21 protein-coding genes and 1 tRNA gene are annotated in these 24,370 nt (G+C 59.1%); 12 read left to right on the plus strand and 10 right to left on the minus strand.

The window, feature by feature from the left end; genetic code table 11:
• The 6 genes from BM131_RS09305 to BM131_RS09330 all read left to right on the plus strand — a co-directional run bounded on the left by BM131_RS09305 (position 1) and on the right by BM131_RS09330 (position 7,598).
• Positions 1–1,251, plus strand: a complete 1,251-nt coding sequence (locus tag BM131_RS09305; protein WP_090188727.1) for a glycosyltransferase family 2 protein — start codon at positions 1–3, stop codon at positions 1,249–1,251.
• Positions 1,252–1,330: 79 nt separating this feature from the next.
• A complete protein-coding gene (gene galU / locus BM131_RS09310; RefSeq protein ID WP_090188730.1) occupies positions 1,331–2,224 on the plus strand; it encodes a UTP--glucose-1-phosphate uridylyltransferase GalU in 894 nt (297 codons plus the stop codon).
• A 29-nt stretch (positions 2,225–2,253) separates the two neighbouring features.
• A complete protein-coding gene (locus tag BM131_RS09315; protein ID WP_175499254.1) occupies positions 2,254–3,417 on the plus strand; it encodes a glycosyltransferase family 4 protein in 1,164 nt (387 codons plus the stop codon).
• Positions 3,418–3,458: 41 nt separating this feature from the next.
• The gene (locus BM131_RS09320) at positions 3,459–4,469 is read left to right on the plus strand and encodes a glycosyltransferase family 2 protein (RefSeq protein ID WP_090188733.1); all 1,011 of its coding nucleotides are present in this window, start codon (positions 3,459–3,461) and stop codon (positions 4,467–4,469) included.
• Entirely contained in the window at positions 4,466–6,163 is a 1,698-nt protein-coding gene (locus BM131_RS09325) for a DUF5927 domain-containing protein (RefSeq protein WP_090188736.1), read from the plus strand. The genes BM131_RS09320 and BM131_RS09325 overlap by 4 nt, the downstream gene beginning before the upstream one ends.
• Position 6,164: 1 nt before the next feature.
• Complete coding sequence (locus BM131_RS09330; RefSeq protein WP_245754194.1) at positions 6,165–7,598, plus strand: nodulation protein NodH; 1,434 nt, start codon at positions 6,165–6,167, stop codon at positions 7,596–7,598.
• Here BM131_RS09330 and BM131_RS09335 read toward each other — a convergent pair.
• The 10 genes from BM131_RS09335 to BM131_RS09380 all read right to left on the minus strand — a co-directional run bounded on the left by BM131_RS09335 (position 7,595) and on the right by BM131_RS09380 (position 14,680).
• A complete protein-coding gene (locus tag BM131_RS09335) occupies positions 7,595–8,059 on the minus strand; it encodes a PTS sugar transporter subunit IIA (protein ID WP_090188738.1) in 465 nt (154 codons plus the stop codon). The two genes, BM131_RS09330 and BM131_RS09335, sit on opposite strands and share 4 nt — an antisense overlap.
• A gap of 30 nt (positions 8,060–8,089) precedes the next feature.
• A complete protein-coding gene (gene hpf / locus BM131_RS09340; protein WP_090188741.1) occupies positions 8,090–8,668 on the minus strand; it encodes a ribosome hibernation-promoting factor, HPF/YfiA family in 579 nt (192 codons plus the stop codon).
• A 215-nt stretch (positions 8,669–8,883) separates the two neighbouring features.
• Positions 8,884–9,636, minus strand: coding sequence for an LPS export ABC transporter ATP-binding protein (lptB, locus tag BM131_RS09345; RefSeq protein WP_090188744.1), 753 nt, complete (start codon positions 9,634–9,636; stop codon positions 8,884–8,886).
• A complete protein-coding gene (lptA, locus tag BM131_RS09350; RefSeq protein ID WP_175499256.1) occupies positions 9,636–10,118 on the minus strand; it encodes a lipopolysaccharide transport periplasmic protein LptA in 483 nt (160 codons plus the stop codon). The genes lptB and lptA overlap by 1 nt, the downstream gene beginning before the upstream one ends.
• A 1-nt stretch (position 10,119) precedes the next feature.
• Entirely contained in the window at positions 10,120–10,737 is a 618-nt protein-coding gene (locus BM131_RS09355) for a hypothetical protein (protein WP_090188748.1), read from the minus strand.
• A gap of 3 nt (positions 10,738–10,740) precedes the next feature.
• On the minus strand, positions 10,741–11,703 hold the full coding sequence (locus BM131_RS09360) for a KpsF/GutQ family sugar-phosphate isomerase (protein ID WP_090188751.1): 963 nt from the start codon (positions 11,701–11,703) through the stop codon (positions 10,741–10,743).
• Positions 11,703–12,314, minus strand: a complete 612-nt coding sequence (locus BM131_RS09365; protein ID WP_090188753.1) for a ribonuclease D — start codon at positions 12,312–12,314, stop codon at positions 11,703–11,705. Before BM131_RS09365 ends, BM131_RS09360 begins: the two co-directional genes overlap by 1 nt.
• 103 nt (positions 12,315–12,417) lie before the next feature.
• Positions 12,418–13,131: an endonuclease/exonuclease/phosphatase family protein gene (locus BM131_RS09370; RefSeq protein WP_090188755.1), complete on the minus strand. Its 714-nt coding sequence runs from the start codon at positions 13,129–13,131 to the stop codon at positions 12,418–12,420.
• Positions 13,128–14,483 (minus strand): phospholipase D-like domain-containing protein, encoded by a 1,356-nt coding sequence (locus BM131_RS09375; protein WP_090188758.1) that lies wholly within the window; start codon positions 14,481–14,483, stop codon positions 13,128–13,130. Before BM131_RS09375 ends, BM131_RS09370 begins: the two co-directional genes overlap by 4 nt.
• A gap of 111 nt (positions 14,484–14,594) precedes the next feature.
• Positions 14,595–14,680: transfer RNA gene (locus BM131_RS09380), tRNA-Leu, on the minus strand.
• Positions 14,681–14,835: 155 nt separating this feature from the next.
• On the opposite strand from BM131_RS09380, the gene BM131_RS09385 reads away from it, so the two are divergent.
• The 6 genes from BM131_RS09385 (at position 14,836) to mtgA (ending at position 24,324) form a co-directional block, all read left to right on the plus strand.
• On the plus strand, positions 14,836–15,813 hold the full coding sequence (locus tag BM131_RS09385; protein ID WP_090188761.1) for a complex I NDUFA9 subunit family protein: 978 nt from the start codon (positions 14,836–14,838) through the stop codon (positions 15,811–15,813).
• Between the two features lie 9 nt (positions 15,814–15,822).
• Positions 15,823–16,629 (plus strand): undecaprenyl-diphosphate phosphatase, encoded by an 807-nt coding sequence (locus BM131_RS09390; RefSeq protein WP_090188763.1) that lies wholly within the window; start codon positions 15,823–15,825, stop codon positions 16,627–16,629.
• A 153-nt stretch (positions 16,630–16,782) separates the two neighbouring features.
• The gene (locus BM131_RS09395) at positions 16,783–18,252 is read left to right on the plus strand and encodes an NAD(P)-dependent oxidoreductase (RefSeq protein WP_090188766.1); all 1,470 of its coding nucleotides are present in this window, start codon (positions 16,783–16,785) and stop codon (positions 18,250–18,252) included.
• The gene (locus BM131_RS09400; protein ID WP_245754195.1) at positions 18,249–18,974 is read left to right on the plus strand and encodes a hypothetical protein; all 726 of its coding nucleotides are present in this window, start codon (positions 18,249–18,251) and stop codon (positions 18,972–18,974) included. Before BM131_RS09395 ends, BM131_RS09400 begins: the two co-directional genes overlap by 4 nt.
• Positions 18,961–23,493 carry a glutamate synthase large subunit gene (gene gltB, locus BM131_RS09405; RefSeq protein ID WP_090188769.1) on the plus strand — a complete coding sequence of 1,511 codons (4,533 nt, stop codon included), beginning with the start codon at positions 18,961–18,963 and terminating at the stop codon, positions 23,491–23,493. The genes BM131_RS09400 and gltB overlap by 14 nt, the downstream gene beginning before the upstream one ends.
• Positions 23,494–23,598: 105 nt before the next feature.
• Positions 23,599–24,324, plus strand: a complete 726-nt coding sequence (mtgA, locus tag BM131_RS09410; protein ID WP_090188844.1) for a monofunctional biosynthetic peptidoglycan transglycosylase — start codon at positions 23,599–23,601, stop codon at positions 24,322–24,324.
• The last annotated feature ends 46 nt before the right edge of the window (positions 24,325–24,370 follow it).

A 24,370-nucleotide genomic window follows, 5' to 3' on the forward strand; every position in this document is an offset into this window, starting at 1 on the left:
GTGCAGCAAAGCGTCAGTGTGATCGTTGTCAGCAACGGCCGCCCTGACGCGTTGCACCGTTGTTTGTTGGGCCTGTCCCAAATCGATCACCCCAATTGCGAGGTAATTGTCGTCGCCGATAATAGCTCTTGGCCTGCCATCACGCAAAGCGGATTGGCGGGCCGTATCAAGGCTGCGCGGTGCGACGTGCCGAATATCTCGATGGCGCGCAACGCGGGGCTGGCGCTGGCGGCGGGGGATATCGTCGCCTTTATCGACGACGACGCTGTGCCAGAGCCGACGTGGCTGTCGTATCTCACTGCACCCTTCGCCAATGAAAACGTCACGGCTGCGGGCGGCTTTGTGCGCGGGCGCAATGGAATCGATTTCCAATGGCGCGCCCGGTTGGCCTTTGGCGACGGTGAGACCACGCCGTTTGAAGTGGACGAGCTGCGCCCAACGCTGATGACCGCCGGGCCCGGGCGGGCGGTCAAGACCGAAGGCACGAACATGGCCGTCCGCCGCGCCGCGCTGATTGCGATGGGCGGCTTTGACGAGGCATTTGCGTTTTACCTGGACGAGACAGACCTTAATTTACGGCTGGCCCAAGACAGCGCCACGACAGCGATAGTTCCGCTGGCGCAGGTCCATCACGGCTTTGCTGCCAGCGCCAGGCGCCGCGCGGATCGCGTGCCGCGCACGCTGTTTCAGATTGGGGCCAGCCTTGCGGTGTTTTTGCGCAAACATGGCGGGACGGCCCACCCCACAGCGCATGTACCCCGCGCGCACCAGCGGCGGCGGCTTTTGGCACATATGGTCGCTGGGCGGCTGATGCCCGGTGATGTCAGGCGGTTGCTGCAAACGTTCGATGCCGGCTGGGCCGAGGGGCTGAAGCGCACGCCTGCGCAGCATCCGGATTTTAGCAAACCGCCGCCGTTCGTGCCGTTTGGCGCGCAAAGCCGGACGCACAAAGTCATAAGCGCCCGGTCTTGGCATGCGGCAAAGGCGCTGATGGCGGCCAAGCAGGCGGTCGCGGGTGGGCAAATCGTGTCGCTGTATCTGATGTCACCAACGGGGCTATTTCACCGCCGCCAGTTTGATGAAAACGGCGTGTGGATTCAGACAGGTGGGCAGTTTGGCAAGTCGGACCGATCTGATCCGTGGTGGGCGCCGTGGCGGGCACGCAGGCGCGTTGATGACGAAGCGCAGAAAATGCGCGCCCTGCGTGATCCTCACTCGGCGGATTACAACAGCCTTCACGCAAAACGATAACTGGTGACTTGGTTTAGTCACAAACGTGGCGTAGGACGACTCGAATTGTCAGCCACGAATTGATTGATCGAGGGAACGCATGCGTAGCAAAGTCACCAAAGCCGTATTTCCGGTAGCTGGTTTGGGAACTCGGTTCCTGCCAGCGACGAAAGCCGTTCCAAAGGAAATTATGACCTTGGTGGATCGCCCTTTGATCCAGTACGCCATTGATGAAGCCCGTGCTGCTGGCATCACCGAATTCATTTTTGTCACTGCACGGGGCAAGAACGCGCTCGAGGATTATTTCGACCACGCACCAGATCTGGAACACACCCTGCGCAAAGCTGGCAAGACCGAGCTGTTGGAAATCTTGAAGTCCACCAACATGGACAGCGGCGCGATTGCTTACATCCGCCAGCACAAGGCGATGGGCCTCGGCCACGCGGTCTGGTGCGCGCGCCGTCTGATCGGTAACGAGCCCTTTGCCGTTATGTTGCCCGACGACGTGATCGCGGGCGAGAAGTCTTGCTTGCAGCAGATGGTCGAAGCCTACGAGGAAACTGGTGGATCCATGGTCGCGGCCATGGAAGTCGAACCGGATCGGACGTCGTCATATGGCGTGCTTGATGTGGAATCGGTGAACGGTCCCATCGTCAAAGCAAAAGGCATGGTTGAAAAACCGGCCGCAGGCACTGCACCGTCGAACCTTGCTGTTATTGGCCGTTATATTCTGACGCCCAAGGTGCTTCAGAACCTGAACAAAATCGACCGTGGCGCTGGTGGTGAGTTGCAATTGACCGATGCGATTGCGATGGAAATCACCCAAGATCGCGATGTGTTTGGCTATAAATTCGAAGGTCAGCGCTACGATTGTGGTTCTAAGGCTGGCTATTTGCAGGCGACCGTTGCCTTTGCATTGGACCGTCCAGAGCTAAGCGACGAGTTTGTCGATTATCTGCAAGACATTTTGGCGCGGCGCGCAGCCGCCAAATAGGATCAGTGACAGCGGCGCGACTTCTTGATGTGACCAGACTCGCCTCTCGGGCGGGTTTGGTGGCGACGGGGGTCGACCGTGTCGAACTGGCTTATCTGCAGGCGTTCACAGGCGACACAGACGTGCCAGTCTTCGGCCTATGCCGCACGGCGCTTGGGTTTGTGCTGCTGGACCGGGCGGGACTGCTTGCGCTGGGCGCGGCATTCACGGCCCGCGATTTTCCCAAACCTGATCTGCTGTCGCGGCTCAATCGGCGGCTGACAGATGCGGCCCGGCACGGTCAAAGCTTTGCGCGTCGCCATGCGATTGCGCGGGCGCGGCGCGCACGGCTGAAGCGGTTGTTAAAACACCTTCCCGCGGACTTCGCCTATTTCAACGTTGGCCACAGCAACCTGACCCGCCCTGTCTGCCGGGCGATCAAATCGCGGCGCGGCGCGCAGATTGCGATCCTGATCCACGACACGATCCCGCTGGACTGGCCGGACATGCAACGCCCCGGCACTGTGGCGGAGTTCGCGTCAAAGCTAAAGGTTGCGGGAAAATTCGCGGACCGTATCATCTGCACCTCGGCCGCCTGCGCTTCTGATGTGCGCCGCCATCTGGTTGCGCTGGGACCCGTGCCGCCTATCGTTACCGCGCACCTTGGCGTCGATGTGCCGAGCTCCGCGCCAGAGGATATCCCCCTCGGCGTCATGCCAATGCGCCCCTATTTTGTAATCCTCGGCACAATCGAGCCACGCAAGAACCATGCTTTGCTACTGGATCTTTGGGACGACTGGGGGCCGGGCGCGCCGGATCTGCTGATTTGTGGTCATCGTGGCTGGCTGAACAAGGACGTTTTTGACCGCCTCGATGCTGGTGTGCCCCACGTCAAAGAGGCACCAAACCTGTCCGACGGTGCTATTGCAGCCCTCCTTCAGGGCGCGCAAGGTCTGCTCTTTCCATCCCGCGCCGAAGGCTTTGGCCTGCCCCCGATCGAGGCGGCGGCGCTGGGCGTTCCGGTCTTATGTGCTGATTTGCCACCTTGCCGCGAACTGCTTGGTGACTGGGCCGTTTACGTGGATGCCCAAGACCGCTATTCATGGAAAAAAGAGATTTCGAGGTTCCTGCAGATAGCGCCGCAGGATCGCGCGGGCAGGCTTGTTCCCCCCACGTGGTCCGCGCATTTTAGGAAGGTATTAGGCGAAGCCTGATAGTGACCTGCGCTAGATGCAAAGACAGTTAGGAAAAATGCGTGGGCATTTTGCGGTCCTACCGGCTAAGGGTGCAGCGGCAACGCTGGCTCGTGCGCGCCTTTCGCAAGCGCCGCGAATTGAAAGCTGTCGCAAACCGGACTGGGCAGATCAAGCCTGACGACATCATCGTCTTTTCGACCTTTCGCAACGAAGACCTGCGGTTGCCGCATTTTATCCAGTATTATCGGGGGCTTGGGGTCAACCATTTCATTATGGTCGACAACGATAGCACCGATGGCGGTGCCGAATTCTTAAAAGATCAGCCTGACGTGACACTGTTTCATGCGCATGGCAGCTATAAGCGGGCGCGCTTTGGTGTTGATTGGCTAAACTGGTTACAGCGAAAATATGCGGATGGTCATTGGACGCTGGTTGTCGATCCAGACGAACTGCTGGTCTATCCGTTCTGCGACACGCGGCCTCTGCGGGCATTGACTGACTGGCTTGATGCGTCCTCGATTAAATCATTTGGCGCGATGCTGCTGGATATGTATCCCAAGGGACGCATTAACGATGTGCCCTATCGCCGGGGTGCCGACCCGCTTCAGGTCGTCGAATGGTTCGATAGTGGCAATTATAACATCAAGCGTAATCCTAAATTTGGCAATTTGTGGATCCAAGGCGGCCCGCGCGCGCGCACCTTTTTTCCAGCAGAGCCAACCCGCGCACCTGCGTTGAACAAGATCCCATTGGTCAAATGGGACAAGAAATACGCCTATGTCAGCAGCACGCACATGCTGCTGCCGCGCGGCCTGAACCTTGTCTATGATGAATGGGGCGGGGAAAAAGCCAGTGGCGTGTTGCTGCACACCAAATTCCTGCCCAACTTTACCGAAAAGGCAAAGGAAGAGATGGAGCGTGGTCAGCACTATGCCAACAGCCACGAATATCGCGCCTATGCCGCGTCTGGCGACGCAAACCCGGACCTGTGGTGCAAATGGAGCGAGCGCTATATCAACTGGCGCCAGTTAGAGATTTTGGGGATTATGTCCAAGGGGAACTGGGCATGACCGTTGGCGTCGTCATGCTGGTGCACACCGCCTTTGACCGGGCCGAACAGATCGCCCGGCACTGGGTCGAGGGTGGCTGCCCTGTTGTGATCCACGTCGATAAAACTGTGCCGGACGACAAGTTTGAAACCTTTAAAACGGCGCTTGGCGATTTGGAAAAGGTTAAATTCAGCCGTCGCCATCGCTGCGAATGGGGCACTTGGGGGATCGTCGCCGGCACGCAGTCCGCGTCAGAACTTATGCTGCGGTCCTTTCCGAATGTGCGCCATGTCTTTCTGGCATCGGGGTCCTGCATGCCGCTGCGCCCGGTGCGCGAATTGCGCAGGTATCTGGACAGCCGTCCGCGTACTGATTTTATCGAAAGCGCGACGACCTCTGACGTGCCTTGGACGGTGGGCGGGCTTGACCGCGAACGCTTTACCCTGCGTTTTCCGTTTTCATGGCGCAAGAACCGCTATTTGTTCGACCGCTACGTCGCCTTGCAACGCCGTTTCCGGTTTCGGCGCAAGATCCCCGAAGGCATCGTGCCACATATGGGATCGCAGTGGTGGTGCCTGACCCGGCAGACCCTATCGGCGATCCTGCAGGACCCCGATCGGCCGCTTTATGATAAGTATTTCGCCAAGGTCTGGATCCCGGACGAAAGCTATTTTCAGACCCTTGCGCGCCTGTATGCGGTTAATATCGAAAGCCGGTCTTTGACGCTTTCAAAGTTTGATTTTCAGGGCAAGCCGCACATCTTTTACGACGACCACCTACAGCTACTGCGGCGGTCTGACTGCTTTGTTGCGCGCAAAATCTGGCCGCGCGCTGATTTGCTATACCAGGCCTTTTTGGTCGAAGACGCCGCTACCATGAAAGGGGCAGAGCCAAGCCCGGGCAAGATTGACCGCATCTTTTCAAAGGCTGTTGATCGCCGCACAAAAGGGCGTCCGGGGCTTTATATGCAAAGCCGTTGGCCGAATCAGGATTGGGAAAACGGCATCACGTCGTCGCCCTATTCTGTGTTTAGCGGCTTTGGTGAGCTGTTTGAAAACTTTGAACCTTGGCTGGCTCGGATCACGGGGTCGCGGGTGCACGGGCACCTTTATGCGCGCGATCGCGTGCAGTTTGATGGTCGGCAAAAGTTTTTTAACGGTGCATTGTCCGATGCACCCGCCTTGCGGGATCACAATCCGCAGATGTTCCTGACCAATCTGATTTGGAACACACGGGGCGAACGGCAGGCGTTTCAGTTTGGCCCGTCCGATTCGCAAAAGATTAGCTGGACGCTGGCCAAAGATCCGAACGCACAAATCAGCGTTATTTCAGGCAGTTGGGCTGTACCATTGTTTCAGTCTAACCGCGATTTTGCCGATCTGCGGCACGAGGCTGCGTTGCTACAGCGCGTCGAAAACGAACATCTAGCCGCCTTGCGCTCGACCTGGGCCAAGGCCCGCATTCGCATCTGGACGATGGCCGATTTCATCGAGTCCCCGATGGAGGCGATTCAGCTTGTGATCGACGAAATGACGGGGGAAAAGACGCGCCGCATTGCCGAAGCGCCGCGGATGCATGACCTGACCGGTTTTGGCCAGTTTCTGCAAAACCTGAAAAATCAGGGGATGCACCCGTATTTGATGGGCGATTTCCCAGTCGCTTCCGCCCCGCTTAATCAAGCGCCCACGGCGCGCAAACCTTATTTGGTCAAATAACGTGTCAAAATTCGATTACTTCGTAGTCTTTGCTGAAATGCGCACGGGCTCTAACTTTTTAGAAGCCAACCTGAACATGTTTGACGGCGTCGCCTGTTTGGGTGAAGCATTTAACCCGCATTTTATCGGTTTTCCAAATACCCCCGACCTTCTTGGGATGACCCAAGCTGACAGAGAGTCCGACCCGCAGGCGCTGATTGATCGGGTGAAACAGGCCGAGGGGCTTAACGGTTTCCGATTTTTCAATGATCACGATTCCCGCGTTTTAGATATTGCGCTGACTGACCCGCGCTGCGCTAAGATTGTACTGACGCGCAATCCTGTCGACAGCTTTGTCAGTTGGAAAATCGCCAGCGCGACGGGGCAGTGGAAGCTGACGAATGTCACCCACGCCAAAACGCAGCAGGTTAATTTCGACGGGATAGAGTTTGAAACCCATCTTGCCGCGCTGCAAGCGTTTCAAACGCGCATCTTGAATACCCTGCAGCGCAGCGGGCAGACGGCGTTCTACGTCGCTTACGAGGATTTGCAGGACGTTGAGGTCATGAATGGCCTGGTGCGCTGGCTTGGCGTCGACAGCCACATCACATCCTTGAACAAAACGCTGAAAAAGCAAAATCCCGATCCGATGGCGGATAAGGTTGCGAACTTTGCCCAGATGGAAACCGCGCTTGCACGCATGGACCGGTTTAATCTGACACGGACGCCAAATTTCGAACCCCGCCGTGGGCCGATGATTCCGACGTATATCGCCGCGCCGCACAGCCCGCTGCTTTATATGCCGCTAAAATCCGGGCCGAATGCCGTCGTACAAGACTGGCTGGCTGCGGTGGACGAAGCGACAGTGCAGGATTTGAAAACCGGCTTTAGCCAGAAAAGCCTGCGGGACTGGCTGCGGGCCCATCCCGGTCATCGCAAATTCTCTGTCGTACGCCATCCGGTCATTTGGGCGCATACTGCGTTTTGCGAACGGATCGTGGCAAACGGGCCGGGTAGCTTTGCCGAAATTCGGGCGACCCTGCGCAAAGTCCACGGGGTAGACGTGCCAGATGGCGGCGCGGTGCCAGAAACGGACGTGGTCTATAACATGCAGGCCCATCGCAAGGCGTTTCTGGCATTCCTAAAATTCCTCCGCAACAACCTGTCAGCTCAAACGGCAGTCCGAACCGATGCGGCGTGGGCGTCGCAGCAGTCACTGTTGCAGGGCATGGCCGACTTCGGCGTCGCGGACCTTATCGCCCGCGAGGATAGTTTGCGGGCCGACATGGCGCGGCTGGCTGGGCAGATTGGCCGCACCAGCATGCCAGACCTGCCAGAGCAGACCGACCCCTATGCCGCGCGGTTGGCTGCGATCTATGATGATGTGGTGGAAGCAGCAGCGCGCGATGCCTATGGCCGCGATTACGAGGCGTTCGGCTTCGGCGCTTTACGTTAGGCGGCCTGCGTCGCCTGATTTTCGGTCAGGATAGTGTAAAGCGTCGCAGGGTCGCTATTTGCCCGCAGCTTGGCGCAGATATCTGGATTACGCATGGTGCGCGACACCAACGCTAGCGCGCGTAGGTGTTCTACGCCGGCTTCCTCTGGTGCCAGCAAGGCAAAGACCAGATCAACGGGCTGGCGATCAACGGAATCAAAATTTAGCGGCTTTTCCAAACGCAGGAACAACCCGCGCACGCGGTCGACATCGGCCAGGCGCGCGTGTGGCAGGGCAATACCATGCCCCACCCCGGTCGGGCCTAAACCTTCGCGTTCGATCAAAGCGTCGATCACGTCGGCGGACGGCATATGGTAGGATTGCTCTGCCATCGCGCCGAGATCGTGAAAGAGACGTTTTTTGCTGGTGCAACCGCCCAACATTTTGACGGCACCTTGCTGCAGGATGTCGGCCAGTTGCATCAATTCGTCCCTTGGTGCGGATCCGGCCGTTCAGCCCGCGTTGTGCGGATCGATCCAGCCGATGTTCCCATCTTCGCGCTTGTAGACCACATTGATGCGGCCCTGCTTTTCGTTTCGAAAGACCATCACGTTCGCATGGGACAGTTCCATCTGCATCACGGCTTCACCAACAGAGATTGAGGGGATCTTCGCCTCTGTTTCTGCCACGATAACCGGTGCGTCGCTGGACTGCTCATCCTCGTCGCTATCATCACTCGTTGCGGCGAGGATATACGACCCGCCGCCCGAAACTTCAACAGGGTCGGGGCGATCGCGGTGATGATCCTTGAGCCGGCGCTTATACCTGCGCAACTGTTTGTCCATTTTTTCCGCGCAGGCATCAAAAGCAGAATAGATTTCCGAATCCTTGCCAGACGCCTGAACTGTTAGGCCGGTGGACAAATGAACCACGGCTTCTGCCACATATTCGTGTCCGGTCTTGGAGAAGACGACATAAGCTTCGGTCGGGCGACCGGCATATTTCGCCAGCGTTTCGCCCAGTTCAGTTTCAACGTGGGTCTGCAGGGCCGCGCCAATGTCGATCTGTTTTCCGCTGATCTGATACCGCATGATCTCTCCTGTTCTGCTGGTATTAACGCACAAAGGACCAAGGCCGCAGGCGGCCCAAAGTTCCATTCATATGCGCTTGATAGGATGATGCAGTAGGCGTTTCCAAAGGCTTAAAGGATCCACCCAGCGCAGGCGCTACGGCGGAAAGGCGATGGAAAATCTCTTGCATCATCCCAGACATTCAGCGCCACAACAGGCCGTGTGTCAATGGCAGCTCAATTTACGCGGAAACTGGAGCCCAAATAAACGCGCTGCACGTTCTCGTCGCGCACGACCTCTTCGGTCGTTCCGCTCATCAGAACTTTACCGTCGTGCAGGATATAGGCGCGGTCCACAATTTGCAGCGTTTCCTGCACGTTATGGTCGGTAATCAGTACACCGATGCCGCGATTTTTCAGGTCTGCGACAAGGCCACGAATTTCGGCAACGGCAATCGGATCGACCCCGGCAAAGGGTTCATCCAGCAGGACATACTTTGGCCCCGCAGCTAGACAGCGCGCGATTTCAGCGCGTCGCCGCTCACCGCCAGATAAAGCAACGGCGGGGGCTCGCCGCAGGTGTTCGATGGAAAATTCGGACAATAGCTTTTCCAGCTTTTCGCGGCGGCGCTTCTTGTCATGCTCAGCGATTTCCAGAACAGCCTTTATGTTGTCTTCGACTGTCAGGCCGCGGAAAATGGACATTTCCTGCGGCAGATAACCGATGCCAACGTTCGCGCGGCGATACATTGGCAGGGTGGTCACGTCCTCGCCGTCGACGCTGACTTGTCCGCCCTCCAGCGTGATAAGACCTGCGATGAGGTAAAAACAGGTCGTCTTGCCCGACCCGTTCGGCCCCAGCAGCGCGACGACTTCGCCCTTGCCAAGATGCAAGCTGACGTCGCGGATAACAGGGCGCTTGCGGTAGCTTTTGCGCAGGTTGGTGACGCGTAGGCCGTCGCCAGCAGGGGGGGGCACGTCGCGGGGCATCAGTTGTTGCCGTCTTGCTGAAACACGGTCCGCACGCGGCCATTCATTTGCGCGGTGCCAGCGTTCAGGTCCAGCACCATGCTGTCTGCGGACAGGGCGCTTTGGCCTTGGGTCAGCAGCACATCGCCGTTCAAGGTCAGCAAGCCGCTGGCCAGATTATAGTCGGCGCTTTGCGCCTCTGCCGCTTCGGTCGCGGTGGCAAACGTCACCCCGCCTGTGGCCTGCAGCCGTGTGATATCACCCGAATCAGCCGCATATGTGACCTGAACAGACGGCGCTGACAGGCGCAGATCGCCCTGACCAATCACGACGTTCCCTCTAAACACGGCAGAGCCGGTGTCTTGATCAACGTTCAAATTATCGGCTGTGACTTCAACCGGCGCAGAGGGATCGGCGGCAATCCCGCCAAGGTTAATATTCGTCTGGGCCGTCGCGGGAACAGCAAACACCAAAGCAATCAGGGCGGCAAAAAATCGGTTCACGTCAATCGTCCTTTGGTGCGGCGGTTGGCGGTGTATACACCAGCTTTACGCCTTTGGTAAAATTCATCTGCTGGCCGGTCCCGTCGCTGCCGGTTTGGATCGTCACCTGACCCGCGTTCAATTGGCCAAAGGGGGCCTGGACCTCTAGCGCGCCATCGGACGTCACGGTGCCAGTGGTCAGATCAGCCTGTAGGCCAGCGGTTTCCATGACATAGCCCGACGATGTCTCTAGCCGGGCAAGGCCACCCAAGTGCGCAGTCTTTGCGGCGGTATCGACGAGGCCGGTACCTGCGCTGATCCGCAAGGTTGTGCCATCCGTCGCGTCCAGCGACAGGCGCGGCTTGTCGATTGTCACCTCTGTCCCGCCGTTGGCATCGGGGCGTGCGGCCTCTGCGCTGATCGCAAGGGTGTCGCCCGTGTTCGTCAGTCCGGAAAAACGCGGCGCTGCGATGCGCTGTTCGGCAGCGGCAGCGTCGATTTCGGCAAAAGGAATCTCTGTCGGGGTGCCAGTATTGCGGGCGAACAGGAACAGCGTCGACAACAGCATCAGCGCGGCCAGCGGCAGCAGGATCTTTAGCCAGCCAACCAGTTGGGAATGAAAGTTTGTGGCCGCCGCCATGGCCTAGACCACGCCAGCGCGCAGGCAGTCGTGGATATGCAAGATGCCAGCAACTTTGCCTGCGTCATCGACGGCAAAAAGGCAGGTAATCTTGCGTTCGTTCATGATCGCGACAGCGCGTTCCGCAAGCGCACCGCTTTTCACGGTGGTGGGGTTGCGGGTCATGACTTCGCCAGCGGTATGGTCCAGCAAGCCCTGCATGTGGCGCCGAAGGTCGCCGTCAGTGATCACACCCGTCAGCGTGCCGTCATCCGCCACGATGCCTGCCACGCCAAAGCCGCGCTGGGAAATCGCGAGCAGCACATCACCCATGGGTGTGTCGGCGGCAACAATCGGCAATTCAGCGCCGGTGTGCATCAGGTTTGCAACGGTCGATAGGCGCGCGCCCAGCTTGCCGCCGGGATGCACGTCGCGAAAGTTTTCAGGCGTGAACTTGCGGTGTTCCATCAGCGCGATGGCCAGCGCGTCACCCAAAGCCAACGTCATCGTGGTTGATATCGTCGGCACAACGCCGGTGCCGCACGCCTCGCCCAGTTGGGGTAGGACAAGGGCGATATCGGACTGGGTCAAAAGCGTACTGTTCGGCCGGCTGGCCACCCCGATCAGCGAGATGCCAAACCGGCGGGTATAGGCGACAAGGTCCGCCAGCTCAGGCGTTTCGCCGGAATTGGACAGAACGATCACCACGTCGCCGGGCGTCAGCATGCCAAGATCGCCGTGGCTTGCCTCGGCGGGGTGGACGAAATGCGCTGGGGTGCCGGTGCTGGCAAAGGTCGCAGCGATCTTGCGCGCGATATGGCCAGACTTGCCCATGCCCGACAGAATCACCCGGCCGCGCACGTCCAGCAGCATTTGCACGGCAGCGGCAAAGCTATCGTCTAGGGACTGGCCAAGTGCCACAAGTGCGGCGGCTTCAGCCTCGATCACGCGGCGACCAGCGTCGCAAAAGATTTTATTCTGTACCATCAGTGTGCAAACACGTCTGGGTCAGCCCATCCGGCCAGATCAAGCTGGGCGCGGGTGGGAAGAAAATCAAAGCAGGATTGCGCGAGCGCGGTGCGCCCTTCGCGGGCAAGGCGGCCTTCAAGCTCTGCTTTTAACTTATGTAGATATAGAACGTCGGACGCGGCATAATCCAGTTGTGCGGCGGTTAGGGTCGGTGCACCCCAATCGCTTTGCTGCTGGTGCTTAGAGATGTCAGTGCCAACCATTTCGCGCAAAAGCTCCTTTAAGCCGTGACGTTCCGTAAAGGTGCGCACCAGTTTGGATGCGATTTTCGTGCACCAGACAGGCTGGCACAGCACGCCGTAAGCATTGAACAATGCGGCAATGTCGAAGCGGCCATAGTGAAACAGCTTGGTCACATTGGGATCGGCCAGCATGCGGCACAGATTTGGCGCGGGCGCGATATCAAGGGACACCTGCACCAGATGGCAGTCGCCGTCGCCGCTGGACATCTGGATCAGGCATAGCCGATCGCGGCGCGGGATCAGACCCATGGTTTCGCAGTCGATCGCGACAACTGGACCAAGGTCCAGCCCATCGGGCAGATCGCCGTGATAAAGATGATTGGCCATGTATGGTCCGCCTGTCCGAGGTTGCCATCAGATAGGGCCCTAGGGCCACCCGCTCAAGCCCTAACCGGGATTTAGCCAGGCCCCGCACGGTCCTCAAGGGTCGCTAGGGCGCGCGGCGCACTGCGATCTTGGCGCTAAGCGGTAAATGGTCTGACGCCATGCGGCTTAGGTTCGTGTCGATCATGTCCAGATCATCCATTTCAAAATGGTCCGACATGCCGATCCGGTCCAGCGGGGCCAGGCGCCAGCGGGCGTGATACGAGTGCCCGGGAGAGCGTAGACCAAACTTGCGCGTCAATGGCCCCAACCCGCGCCGCGCGGACCATTCGTTCAGATCGCCGGCGATGATCGTGGGGTGGTCGTCTTGATCCGCCATCCAGTCCAGCACCGCATGCTGCTGGCCAAGCCGGGACCTGCGCAATAGGCCCAGATGCAAACCGACGATCCGCAAAGGGCCAAAGGGCGAATCGACGACCGCGGCCACGGCACCGCGCGGCTCTAGCCCCGGTAGAACGATCCGGTCGATCGACATCACCGGCCAATCAGGCCGGATCAGGATCGCATTGCCATGCCACCCTAGACTGACGGTATTTTCCGCCAGCGCGGCAGGTACGAATCCTGCGTCTTCGATGGCGTCGCGGGGCAGGGCGGTTGGGCGTTGACCAAGGCGCAGGTCAGCCTCTTGCAGGATCGCAATGTCAGGTGCGGCTTCGCGCAGGATCGTCAGGATGCGATGCGGATCACGGCGGCGGTCGGTCCCCATCGCCTTGCGAATATTATAGCTGACGACGTGCAGCAGATCGGCGTGATTGCTCATAGAATGGGCGCTCCGACGCGGAACAAGCCTTCGCCGATGCGGCGCAGCGTGCTGGCTTGCGCGATCCCAACGTCGCAATCGGGCGCGAGGTTTAAAAACCAGTTTGCCAAGGTCTGCACACTGTCCGCGTCGTGCACAAAAAGTGCGTCTTCAAAGTTCAGCAACATGCTGCGCACATCCAAGTTATTTGACCCGACATATGCAGAGTCATCAATGATTCCAGCCTTCGCGTGCATCATGCTGCTATTAAACAAAAGGACTTGGCAGCCCGCCGCCTGCAAATCGCGCAGATATGCACCGCGTGCGAAATCGGCGATCTTTTGGTTCGACGTGCGCGGGATCAGAATGCGGATATCGACACCGCGTCGTCCGGCAACGCAAAGCGCTTCGCTTAGGCTGTCAGTGGGCAGAAAATAAGGTGTCGCGATCCAAACGCGGGTATTGGCGCGGTGAATGGCGTTTAGCAGCGCATCGTGCAGCGCGTCATGGCGCAGGTCCGGGCCAGAGGGGACCAGCTGCACAACGGCATCGCCGCTGACTTGCTGGCTGGGGCTAGCAATCGCCTCCTCTGTGCCGCCTGCGGCGCGCCAATCCGACGCGAAAAGCTGGGTAAAGGACGCAATGGCAGGCCCGCGGAGGGTAAAGGCAAGGTCGGCCCAAGTATGATCGCCGCTGGTCAGGTATTCTTTACCAATATTCATGCCGCCACCAAAGGCAGCCTTTTGATCGACGACCATCAGTTTGCGGTGATTGCGCAAATTCAGATGCCCCCGCATCAACCCCTGCGTCAGCGGAGAGAAGAACCGCACTTCGCCGCCCGCAGCTTTCAGCTTTTTCAATGCGGCAGTGGGGGCATTCAGGGTGCCAAGCCGGTCAATGACCAGTCGCACACGCACGCCTTGCTGCGCTTTTGCGGTCAGCGCAGTCAGAAAATCATGACCGATGTGATCGTTCGCAACGATATAGAACAGGGCGTCGATCTGCTCCTGTGCCTCATTGATCAGGTCAAACAATGCCTCTCGGGCTGCATCGGGTTGATTTAACAATTTAAAGTCGTGCCCGCCTGACGCGCCCGGAAGGTGATAGCTGCGCAGCATCGTATCGACGGCAGACGCGGGCACCTGTTGGCCAATTTGTTCCAGATGCAGGGCATCCGTCCCCGGCGGCCGCTTTCGCACCCCAAGCGCCACAAAAATTGGCACGGCGATGTAGGGGGCGAAAATCAGGAACAACAGCCAAGCGGCTGTCGACTGCGGTGATCTGCGCTGTTGCAGCAAAAAGGCCGCAGCGAACAGGACGAGTGCGCTGAGTAGGACAATTTCGGCATGGGTGATCAACCAGTTGAACGGCACTGTGTCCTCCTGCGATCAGGGCTAAGTTATGCCTGTCTGCAGGTCAATCTGTGTTGGGGATGGTAGTGAAAGTCGGTGGCTGATTTGCGTTACAAATCAATGCCATCCGACTGGTGCCCAGGAGAGGACTCGAACCTCCACGTCCTTGCGAACACTAGCACCTGAAGCTAGCGCGTCTACCATTCCGCCACCTGGGCAGGTGTCGTGAGGGGGATTTAGAAGGAGGGCGGGGGAGTGTCAACGCGAATTTCACACCAAATCGATAATTCCTCATAAGCAGCCAAGCGGCGTTTCGGCTTGTCTGATGAAGGGTGCGGGTTTAAACCGCGTTTAGCAGCGAAAGAGGCTTTAAATGACCAAGCTTGTCACCATTTTCGGCGGTTCCGGTTTCGTCGGACGATATATCGCCCGCCGTCTGGCCAAGGACGGCTGGCGCATCCGCGTCGCATGTCGCACCCCGAACGAGGCTATGTTCGTGCGCACCTATGGTGCCGTCGGTCAGGTAGAGCCTGTCTTTTGCAATATTCGCGACGATGATAGTGTGCGCGCGGTCACTAAAGGGGCCAATGCTGTTGTGAACTGCGTTGGCGTTCTGGCTGAAAGCGGCAAAAACACCTTCAAGGCCGTTCAGGCCGAGGCGCCGGGCCGTATCGCACGGATCGCCAGCGAAGAAGGTGTCGCGCAGATGCTCCATATCTCTGCCATTGGCGCGGATGCGGAAGCAGACAGCGACTACGCCCGCACCAAGGCGACAGGCGAAGCTGCAGTCCTAGAGTATATGCCAAACGCTGTGATCCTGCGTCCGTCGATCGTGTTCGGGCCAGAGGATGACTTTTTCAACCGCTTTGCTGGCATGTCCCGCATGGGGCCAGTGCTGCCAGTCGTTGGTGCGGATACGAAATTCCAGCCGGTGTTCGTTGATGATGTCGCTGCGGCTGTCGTCGCCTCTCTGGGCGATTCGTCCGCGCGCGGTGTGTATGAGCTGGGCGGGCCCGATGTCGCCACCTTCCGCGAGTTAATGCAGACGATGCTGACCGTTGTGCAGCGCAACCGGATTGTCGCGAACATCCCGTTCTTTGTGGCGCGCGCCATGGCTGCAGGCTTTGGACTGGCGAAGACTTTGTCGCTGGGCCTGTTCACCCCGCCGCTGACGACAGATCAAGTCCGCAACCTTGCGGTTGATAATGTCGTCGCGGACGATGCGCGCGGCTTTGCCGATCTGGGTCTGACGCCGCGGTCGATGGTGTCGGTGCTTCCTGACTATCTGTGGCGCTTTCGTCCCTCCGGCCAATACGCTGAGATTAAGAACAGCGCGAAAAACCTAAAGTAGTCATAAATCATGGAAACGCATACCACCCTCATCGCCGCATTTTTGGGTTTGATTGAGGGGCTGACAGAGTTCATTCCCGTGTCGTCGACCGGGCATTTGCTACTGGCTGGGCACTTCTTGGGTTTTGAAAGCGCAGGAAAAACCTTCGAGGTCGTCATTCAGCTAGGTGCCGTTCTGGCCTTGCTGACGATCTACTTCGGAAAGCTGTGGCAAGTGTTCCGGGATGCGCCGCGCGATCCTGCGGCGCGGCGGTTTATTCTGTCAGTGCTGGTTGCGTTTCTGCCCGCTGTTTTCATTGGCGTGCTGGCGCATGACTTCATCAAAAACGTACTGTTTGAAACCCCGCGTCTGATTGCCGTGATGCTGGTGCTTGGCGGCGTTGTGTTGCTGTTTGTGGATAAGATCGCGCCAGAACCACGCCACGATGACGCCACTGCGTTCCCCGTCAAAATGTCGCTGATTATTGGCTTTGTGCAGTGTCTGGCGATGATCCCTGGCGTATCCCGGTCCGGCGCGACCATCGTTGGCGCCTTGATGTTGGGTGCCAGTAAGCGGGCCGCCGCTGAATTCAGCTTTTTTCTGTCCCTGCCGACAATGGCTGGCGCCTTTGCCTATGACATCTACAAAAACCGCGACCTTCTAGACGCTGGAGCGGTGAACGAGATCGTGGTTGGGTTGATCTGCGCATTCATCAGTGCCGTTTTCGTCGTAAAGTGGCTGCTTGGGTTTGTCAGTCGCCACGGCTACGGCCTGTTCGGCTGGTGGCGAATCATCGTCGGGTCCGTTGCGTTTGTCGCACTCTCTATGGGCTTCTAGACTATTAGGTAACTATTCCTGACCTATATGGGCAAATAAAGTGCGTTGTTTGGGCGAAAGCCTGTCATTTTCTGCAATATAGGTCAGCAAGGCTGCCTTTTCTTTCTTTTGCGCGCGTCATAGAACGTCTTCAACGCGAGGATGGAGAAGACTATGGCCGGCCAAAAGATGCTCAAGTTCACGACCGTCAGCCGGGATATGCCGGAAAAGCGGTCTGCTGATGACCGCACCGAAGATTTCGGCGAGATCTATCGGGAGTATGCGGCCGCCAAAGCGGAAGAGCAGGCAAGCCGTTGCAGCCAATGCGGCGTGCCCTATTGCCAGTCCCACTGCCCGCTGCAGAACAACATTCCCGATTGGCTGCGCCTGACAGCAGAAGGCCGCCTGCAGGAAGCCTATGAAATTAGCCAGGCGACGAACACGTTCCCAGAAATCTGCGGTCGCATTTGCCCGCAGGACCGCCTGTGCGAAGGCAACTGTGTCATCGAACAATCCGGCCACGGCACCGTGACCATTGGCGCGGTCGAGAAATACATCACCGACACTGCTTTTGACGAAGGTTGGGTCAAGCCGATCCGCCCGCACTCAGAGCGGACCGAATCCGTTGGCATCATCGGCGCTGGCCCCGGCGGCCTTGCCGCGGCGGATATGCTGCGCCGTCAGGGCATTCAGGTCACGGTTTATGACCGTTACGACCGCGGGGGCGGCCTTCTGACATACGGCATCCCCGGCTTTAAGTTGGAAAAAGACGTCGTGATGAAGCGCATGGCGCAGCTGGAAGACGGCGGCGTGGAATTCGTGCTGAACTGCAATGTGGGCGAAGACCTGTCGTTCGACGCAATCCGTGGCAAGCATGACGCTGTGCTGATCGCGACGGGTGTTTATAAAACCCGCGATCTGGACAACCCCGGTGCCGAGGCCGACGGCATCGTGCGCGCGATCGACTATTTGACGGCGTCTAACCGCGTCAGCTTTGGCGATGAAGTCCCTGAATACAACTCTGGCGAGCTGAACGCGAACGGCAAAAAGGTTGTCGTGATCGGCGGCGGTGACACGGCGATGGACTGTGTCCGCACCGCAATCCGTCAGGGCGCGACCTCTGTTAAGTGCCTGTATCGCCGCGACCGCAACAACATGCCCGGCTCTCAGCGTGAAGTGCAGAACGCCGAAGAAGAAGGCGTGGAATTCGTCTGGCTGTCCGCGCCCAAGATGTTCGTGGACGATGCGGCAAACCTGAACGACGGCCGCGCCATCAGCGGCCCACTCCGCGGTGTTGTTGTCGACAAAATGCGCCTTGGCCAGCCGGACGCGACGGGCCGTCAAAGCCCGGAACTGATCGACGGCGCGCACTACGTCGAAGAGGCGGACCTTGTCGTCAAAGCGCTGGGCTTCGAGCCTGAAGACCTGCCTGCGCTATGGGGCGTCGACGGCTTGGAAGTCACACGCTGGGGTACGGTCAAAGCTGATTTTACCACCGGTAAAACGTCCCTCGATGGCGTTTATGCGGCCGGTGACATCGTGCGCGGCGCAAGCCTTGTGGTCTGGGCGATCAAGGATGGCCGCGACTGCGCCGCTGCGATCATGGACTACCTGTCGCAAGCCGGTGCGGTGGCTGCCGAATGATGCGCGGGGCGCTGTCCCCATCGGTCGCCCTTGCGATCCTGACCTGCGGCCCCGCCTTGGCCGCAGAAACATTTGCCCTGCCGCAGGGGTGCAATGCCTTTGTGACGATCCAAAGCCATAGCTGCGCGGTCGAGCACTACTTTACCTGCGAAAGTGATCCAGAGGGCATCAAGCGCCGCGTTAGCTTGGGCGAAGACGGCCTAAACTTTGTCGGTAGCACCGACCGCGATGCGCAATGGCTGACGAGTTTCTATCCCTTTACCGACCACCGTGAAGAGTTAGAGTCCTCTCCTGCTGACCCAGCGTCGCTGTCAGAGCTGCTAGCCAAGGGTGTCGATACCTACGATTTCCAGACAAACTCTGACGAAATCGGCCTGACCCGCTACGTGGGCGAGGATCGCCTGACCGGCCGGACCGTCATCATCGACGACGTCGTCCTGCAGCAGACAGACTACAATATCACCGCCTATGGCCCCGACGGGACAGAGCTGTGGTCGTCCGCTGGCAATGAATTCGTCAACGCCGAATGGCGCAGTTTTATCGGCGGAACCACCACGGTGACCTCTCCGGACGATTCCTTCGACAAGGATGACCGCCCGGTGCAGTTCATCTTTCCGGGGGAACCCGGTTTTCTATCCGCCAACCCGAAATTCGATTGCGGCGCGGTCCTGTCGTCCGCCCCCGCCCTGACACCCAAGGAGATTTCCAATGACCACCTATGATGAAAATTGGGTTGCCGCGACCGAAGCCAAGCGCAAGTGGATGGCTGAAAACAGCCTCTATCGCGAAGAAGACGAGCACAGCTCTTGCGGCGTTGGTCTTGTGGTGTCGATTAAAGGCGAAGCATCCCGCGACGTCGTCGAAAAGGCAATTAACGCGCTGAAAGCGATCTGGCACCGCGGTGCTGTCGACGCCGATGGCAAAACAGGCGACGGCGCGGGTATTCACGTTCAAATCCCGCAGGCGTTCTTTCACGATCAAATCCGCCGCACCGGGCACGAACATGCCGAAGGCGAGCGGATTGCCGTTGGTCAGATCTTCTTGCCGCGCACCGATTTCGCTGCGCAGGAACGCTGCCGCACCATCGTAGAGGCCGAAGTGCTGCGGATGGGTCACTGGATCTATGGCTGGCGCCATGTGCCCGTGAACAACGAAGTGCTTGGCGAAAAGGCCAACGCGACGCGGCCAGAGATCGAGCAGATCCTGATCCGTTGCACGGGCGATATTGACGAAGAGCAGTTCGAGCGCGAGCTGTACATTATCCGTCGTCGCATTGAAAAAGCTGTGACTGCCGCTGGCGTTGCGGGCTTCTACATCTGTTCGCTGTCGACCCGTTCGATCATCTACAAGGGTATGATGCTGGCCGAACAGGTTGCTGTCTTCTACCCCGACCTGATGGATCAGCGGTTTGAATCCGCCTTTGCGATCTATCACCAGCGCTATTCCACCAACACCTTCCCGCAGTGGTCGCTGGCGCAGCCCTTCCGCATGCTGGCCCACAACGGCGAGATCAACACGCTTAAGGGCAACGTAAATTGGATGCGCAGCCACGAAATCCGCATGGCGTCCTCTGCCTTTGGCGAGGCTGCTGGCGATATCAAGCCGATTATCCCGTCGGGCGCGTCCGACTCTGCTGCGCTGGATTCCGTGTTCGAGGTGCTGGTGCGCGCTGGGCGTAACGCGCCGATGGCCAAGACGATGATGGTGCCAGAGGCATGGTCCAAGCAGCAGGCCGAAATGCCGCAAAGCTGGCAGGACATGTACGGCTATTGCAACGCCGTGATGGAGCCGTGGGACGGCCCCGCCGCGCTGGCGATGACCGATGGCCGCTGGGTCTGCGGCGGTCTTGACCGTAACGGCCTGCGCCCGATGCGCTATGTCGTAACGGGTGACGGCCTGCTGGTTGCAGGTTCCGAAGTCGGCATGGTCCCCGTGGACGAAGCAACGGTCGTCGAAAAAGGCGCGCTTGGCCCTGGCCAGATGATCGCCGTCGATATGGCCGAAGGCCGTTTGTACCACGACACAGAGCTGAAAAATAAGCTGGCCGTCGCCCAGCCGTTTGGGGCCTGGGTCGAAAAGGTCGTCGAACTGTCTGATCTGCTAAAGAACGTGCCTGAAAAGGCGATGTTTGACGGTGAAGTCCTGCGCCGTCGTCAGCGCGCCGCTGGCTACACGATTGAAGAGCTAGAGCAGGTTCTTGCGCCGATGGCCGAGGACGGCAAGGAAATGATCGCGTCTATGGGCGACGATACGCCCTCTGCCGTGCTGTCGACGACCTTCCGTCCGCTGTCGCATTTCTTCCGGCAGAACTTCTCTCAGGTCACGAACCCGCCGATCGACAGCTTGCGTGAAAGCCGCGTCATGTCGCTTAAGACGCGGTTTGGTAACCTGAAGAACGTGTTGGACGAAGACAGCAGCCAGACAGAGATTCTGGTGCTGGAAAGCCCGTTTGTCGCCAACGCTGAATTCGACGAGATGATGAAGCATTTCGGCGAAACCGTTTCGATCATCGATTGTACCTTCGAGCCCGGCGATCATGCGCTGGCCCATGCGCTAGAGCGTATCCGGTCAGAGGCAGAGGATGCGGTCCGTTCCGGTGCCGGTCACTTGGTCCTGACGGATCAGCACCAGTCCGAAACCCGCGTTGCTATGCCGATGATCCTTGCGACCAGCGCCGTGCATTCGGGTCTGACGCGCAATGGTCTGCGGACGTTCTGTTCCGTCAACGTGCGCTCTGCTGAATGTATCGACCCACATTACTTTGCCGTCCTGATCGGCTGCGGCGCGACCACAGTGAACGCTTATCTTGCGCAGGACAGCATTGCCGACCGTGTGAACCGCGGTTTGGTTGATGGCACCCTGACCGAAGCTGTTGGCCGCTACCGCGCTGCCATCGACGCCGGTCTGCTGAAGATCATGTCGAAAATGGGCATCTCGGTCCTGTCGTCCTATCGCGGCGGTCTGAACTTCGAGGCTGTGGGCCTGTCCCGCGCTATGGTCGCTGAGTATTTCCCTGGCATGCAGTCGCGCATTTCCGGCATCGGCATCAACGGTATTCAGTCCAAGCTAGAGGCCGTGCACGCCCATGGCTGGCGCCAGACTGACCAGGTTCTGCCCATCGGTGGCTTTTACAAGTCCCGCCGGTCCGGTGAAAAGCACGCTTGGGAAGCGCAGACCATGCACATGTTGCAGGCGGCTTGTGCCAAGTCGTCCTATGCGATGTGGCAGCAATTCAGCAAAGCGATGCAGTCGAATCCGCCGATCCACCTGCGCGATTTGCTGGCGATCAAGCCACTGGGCAAGGCGATCCCGATCGAGGAAGTCGAAAGCATCACCGCGATCCGCAAGCGGTTCGTGACGCCCGGCATGTCCCTTGGCGCGCTGTCGCCAGAGGCGCACAAGACGCTGAACGTCGCGATGAACCGCATCGGCGCAAAATCTGACTCCGGCGAGGGCGGCGAAGATCCCGCACACTTCTTGCCAGAGGCGAACGGCGACAACCCGTCCGCCAAGATCAAGCAGGTCGCCTCGGGCCGTTTCGGTGTGACTGCCGAATACCTGAACGCCTGTGAAGAGCTTGAGATCAAAGTCGCGCAGGGTGCAAAGCCCGGCGAGGGTGGCCAGCTGCCCGGTATGAAGGTCACGGACCTGATCGCCCGTCTGCGCCATTCGACCAAAGGCGTCACGCTGATTTCCCCGCCGCCGCACCACGACATCTATTCCATCGAAGACCTTGCGCAGCTGATCTACGACCTGAAGCAGATCAACCCGCGCGCCAAGGTGACGGTCAAGTTGGTGGCGTCGTCCGGCGTCGGCACGATTGCTGCTGGTGTGGCTAAGGCCAAGGCTGACGTGATCCTGATTTCGGGCCACAACGGCGGCACGGGCGCGTCCCCTGCAACCAGCATCAAATACGCTGGTCTGCCGTGGGAAATGGGTCTGACCGAGGCGCATCAGGTGCTGGCGATGAACAACCTGCGCGAGCGGATCACGCTGCGCACGGATGGCGGCCTGCGCACAGGCCGTGACATCGTCATGGCTGCGATGATGGGGGCCGAGGAATACGGCATCGGGACCGCCGCCCTGATCGCGATGGGCTGCATTATGGTCCGCCAGTGTCAGTCGAACACCTGCCCGGTGGGCGTGTGTACCCAAGACCCGGCGCTGCGTGAAAAGTTCGTGGGCAATGCCGACAAGGTTGTGAACCTGATCACCTTCTATGCGACGGAAGTGCGGGAAATCCTCGCGTCCATCGGTGCCCGCTCGATCCAAGAGGTGATTGGCCGGGCGGACCTGCTGACGCAGGTTTCGCGTGGCTCTGCCCACCTTGACGATCTGGACCTGAACCCGCTGCTGATTACCGTCGATGGCGCGTCCAAGATCAAGTACGACCGCGCGCAGCCGCGCAACGTTGTGCTGGATACGCTGGACGTCGACATTGTGAAGGACGCTGAACGCTTCCTGAAAGATGGTGAAAAGATGCAGCTGGAATATGCAGTGCAAAACACTCTGCGGACGATCGGCACGCGCACGTCGAGCCATATCGTTCAGCGGTTCGGCATGAACAACGACCTGCAGGATGATCACCTGACAGTAAAACTGCGCGGAAGTGCGGGGCAGTCGCTGGGTGCTTTTGCGGTGCATGGCCTGAAGCTGGAAGTCAGCGGCGACGCCAATGACTACGTCGGTAAGGGTCTGTCGGGTGGTACCATCGTGGTGCGTCCGCAGATGCAAAGCCCGCTGGTCGCGTCCGAGAATACGATCATCGGCAACACGGTGCTGTACGGTGCGACCAAGGGCTATCTGTTCGCAGCTGGCCGCGCGGGTGAACGCTTTGCCGTGCGAAACTCTGGCGCGCATGTCGTGATCGAGGGCTGCGGCACCAATGGCTGTGAATACATGACCGGCGGTGTGGCGGTGATCCTTGGGTCCATCGGTGCGAACTTTGGTGCCGGTATGACAGGCGGTATGGCTTATCTGTACGATCCCGAAGGCACTTCTGCCGAGTTGATTAACCCTGAAACGCTGGTGACTTGCCAGGTCACTGTGGATCACTGGGAATCGCAGCTGAAGTCGCTGATTGAACGGCATGCCGCCGAGACAGGCAGCCGCAAAGCCAGCGAGATCCTGCAGCATTGGGATAGCGAAAAAGGCAACTTCTTGCAGGTTTGCCCCAAGGAAATGCTGGTGCATCTGAAGGCACCGCTGAGCCATGAAGAGCAGGCGATCCCAGCTGAGTAAATCGGCCTTCGTTTGAAAAGACACCCCGCCACGCACATCGCGCGGCGGGGTGTTTTCGTTTTGGCAATCTTGACCCGGGGGCGGTCGCCGTGACTTATGGGCGTCATGGCAAAAACCCGTAAAACGCGAAAATCAAAAGACGCTCCTGCGCCCAAGCGGCGCTTGCACCTGCGCGTGCGGCGCTGGGTGTTTCGGATCTGCCTTGGGGTCATCGCAGCAGTGGTTTTATTGACTCTGCTGTACAAAGTCGTGAACCCGCCAACGACGCCTTACATGTTCGCAGAAGGCCGCAGGCTGGGCGGTGTGGCGCAGGTTTGGGCCCCGATCGGCGATATTGCGCCCGTTATGGTCCGGTCTGTCGTCGCGGCAGAGGACGCGAATTTTTGCCTGCACTGGGGGCTGGATGTGGCGGCCATTCGGGCAGCCTTGGCAGCGGGGAGCGACCGGGGCGCGTCAACGATTTCGCAGCAAGTCGTGAAAAATGTCTATCTATGGCAGGGCCGGAATTGGACCCGTAAGGCGCTAGAGGCTGTCTGGACGCCATTGACCGAGGCGCTGTGGAGCAAGCGGCGAATCCTTGAGTTGTATTTGAATGTGGCAGAGTTCGGAACAGGCGTCTTTGGCGTGCAGGCCGCAGCGCAGCATTACTTTGGCGTCGATGCCGCTGATTTGTCTGCTGTGCAGGCCGCACGGCTGGCGATGATCTTGCCTGATCCCAAGGGCCGGGACGCCGCAAATCCCACGTCTGCGCAGCGTAGGCGGTCTGCGAGTATCCTTGATGGCGCTGCAACGATCAGGGCCGACGGGCGGGCGGCCTGTTTCCAGAGTTGAATGCGCGGCCAAGGTGCGGCATTGAGGGGGCATTCCTGTCCCCGAG

Source organism: Loktanella salsilacus, assembly GCF_900114485.1.
Lineage (GTDB): Bacteria > Pseudomonadota > Alphaproteobacteria > Rhodobacterales > Rhodobacteraceae > Loktanella > Loktanella salsilacus.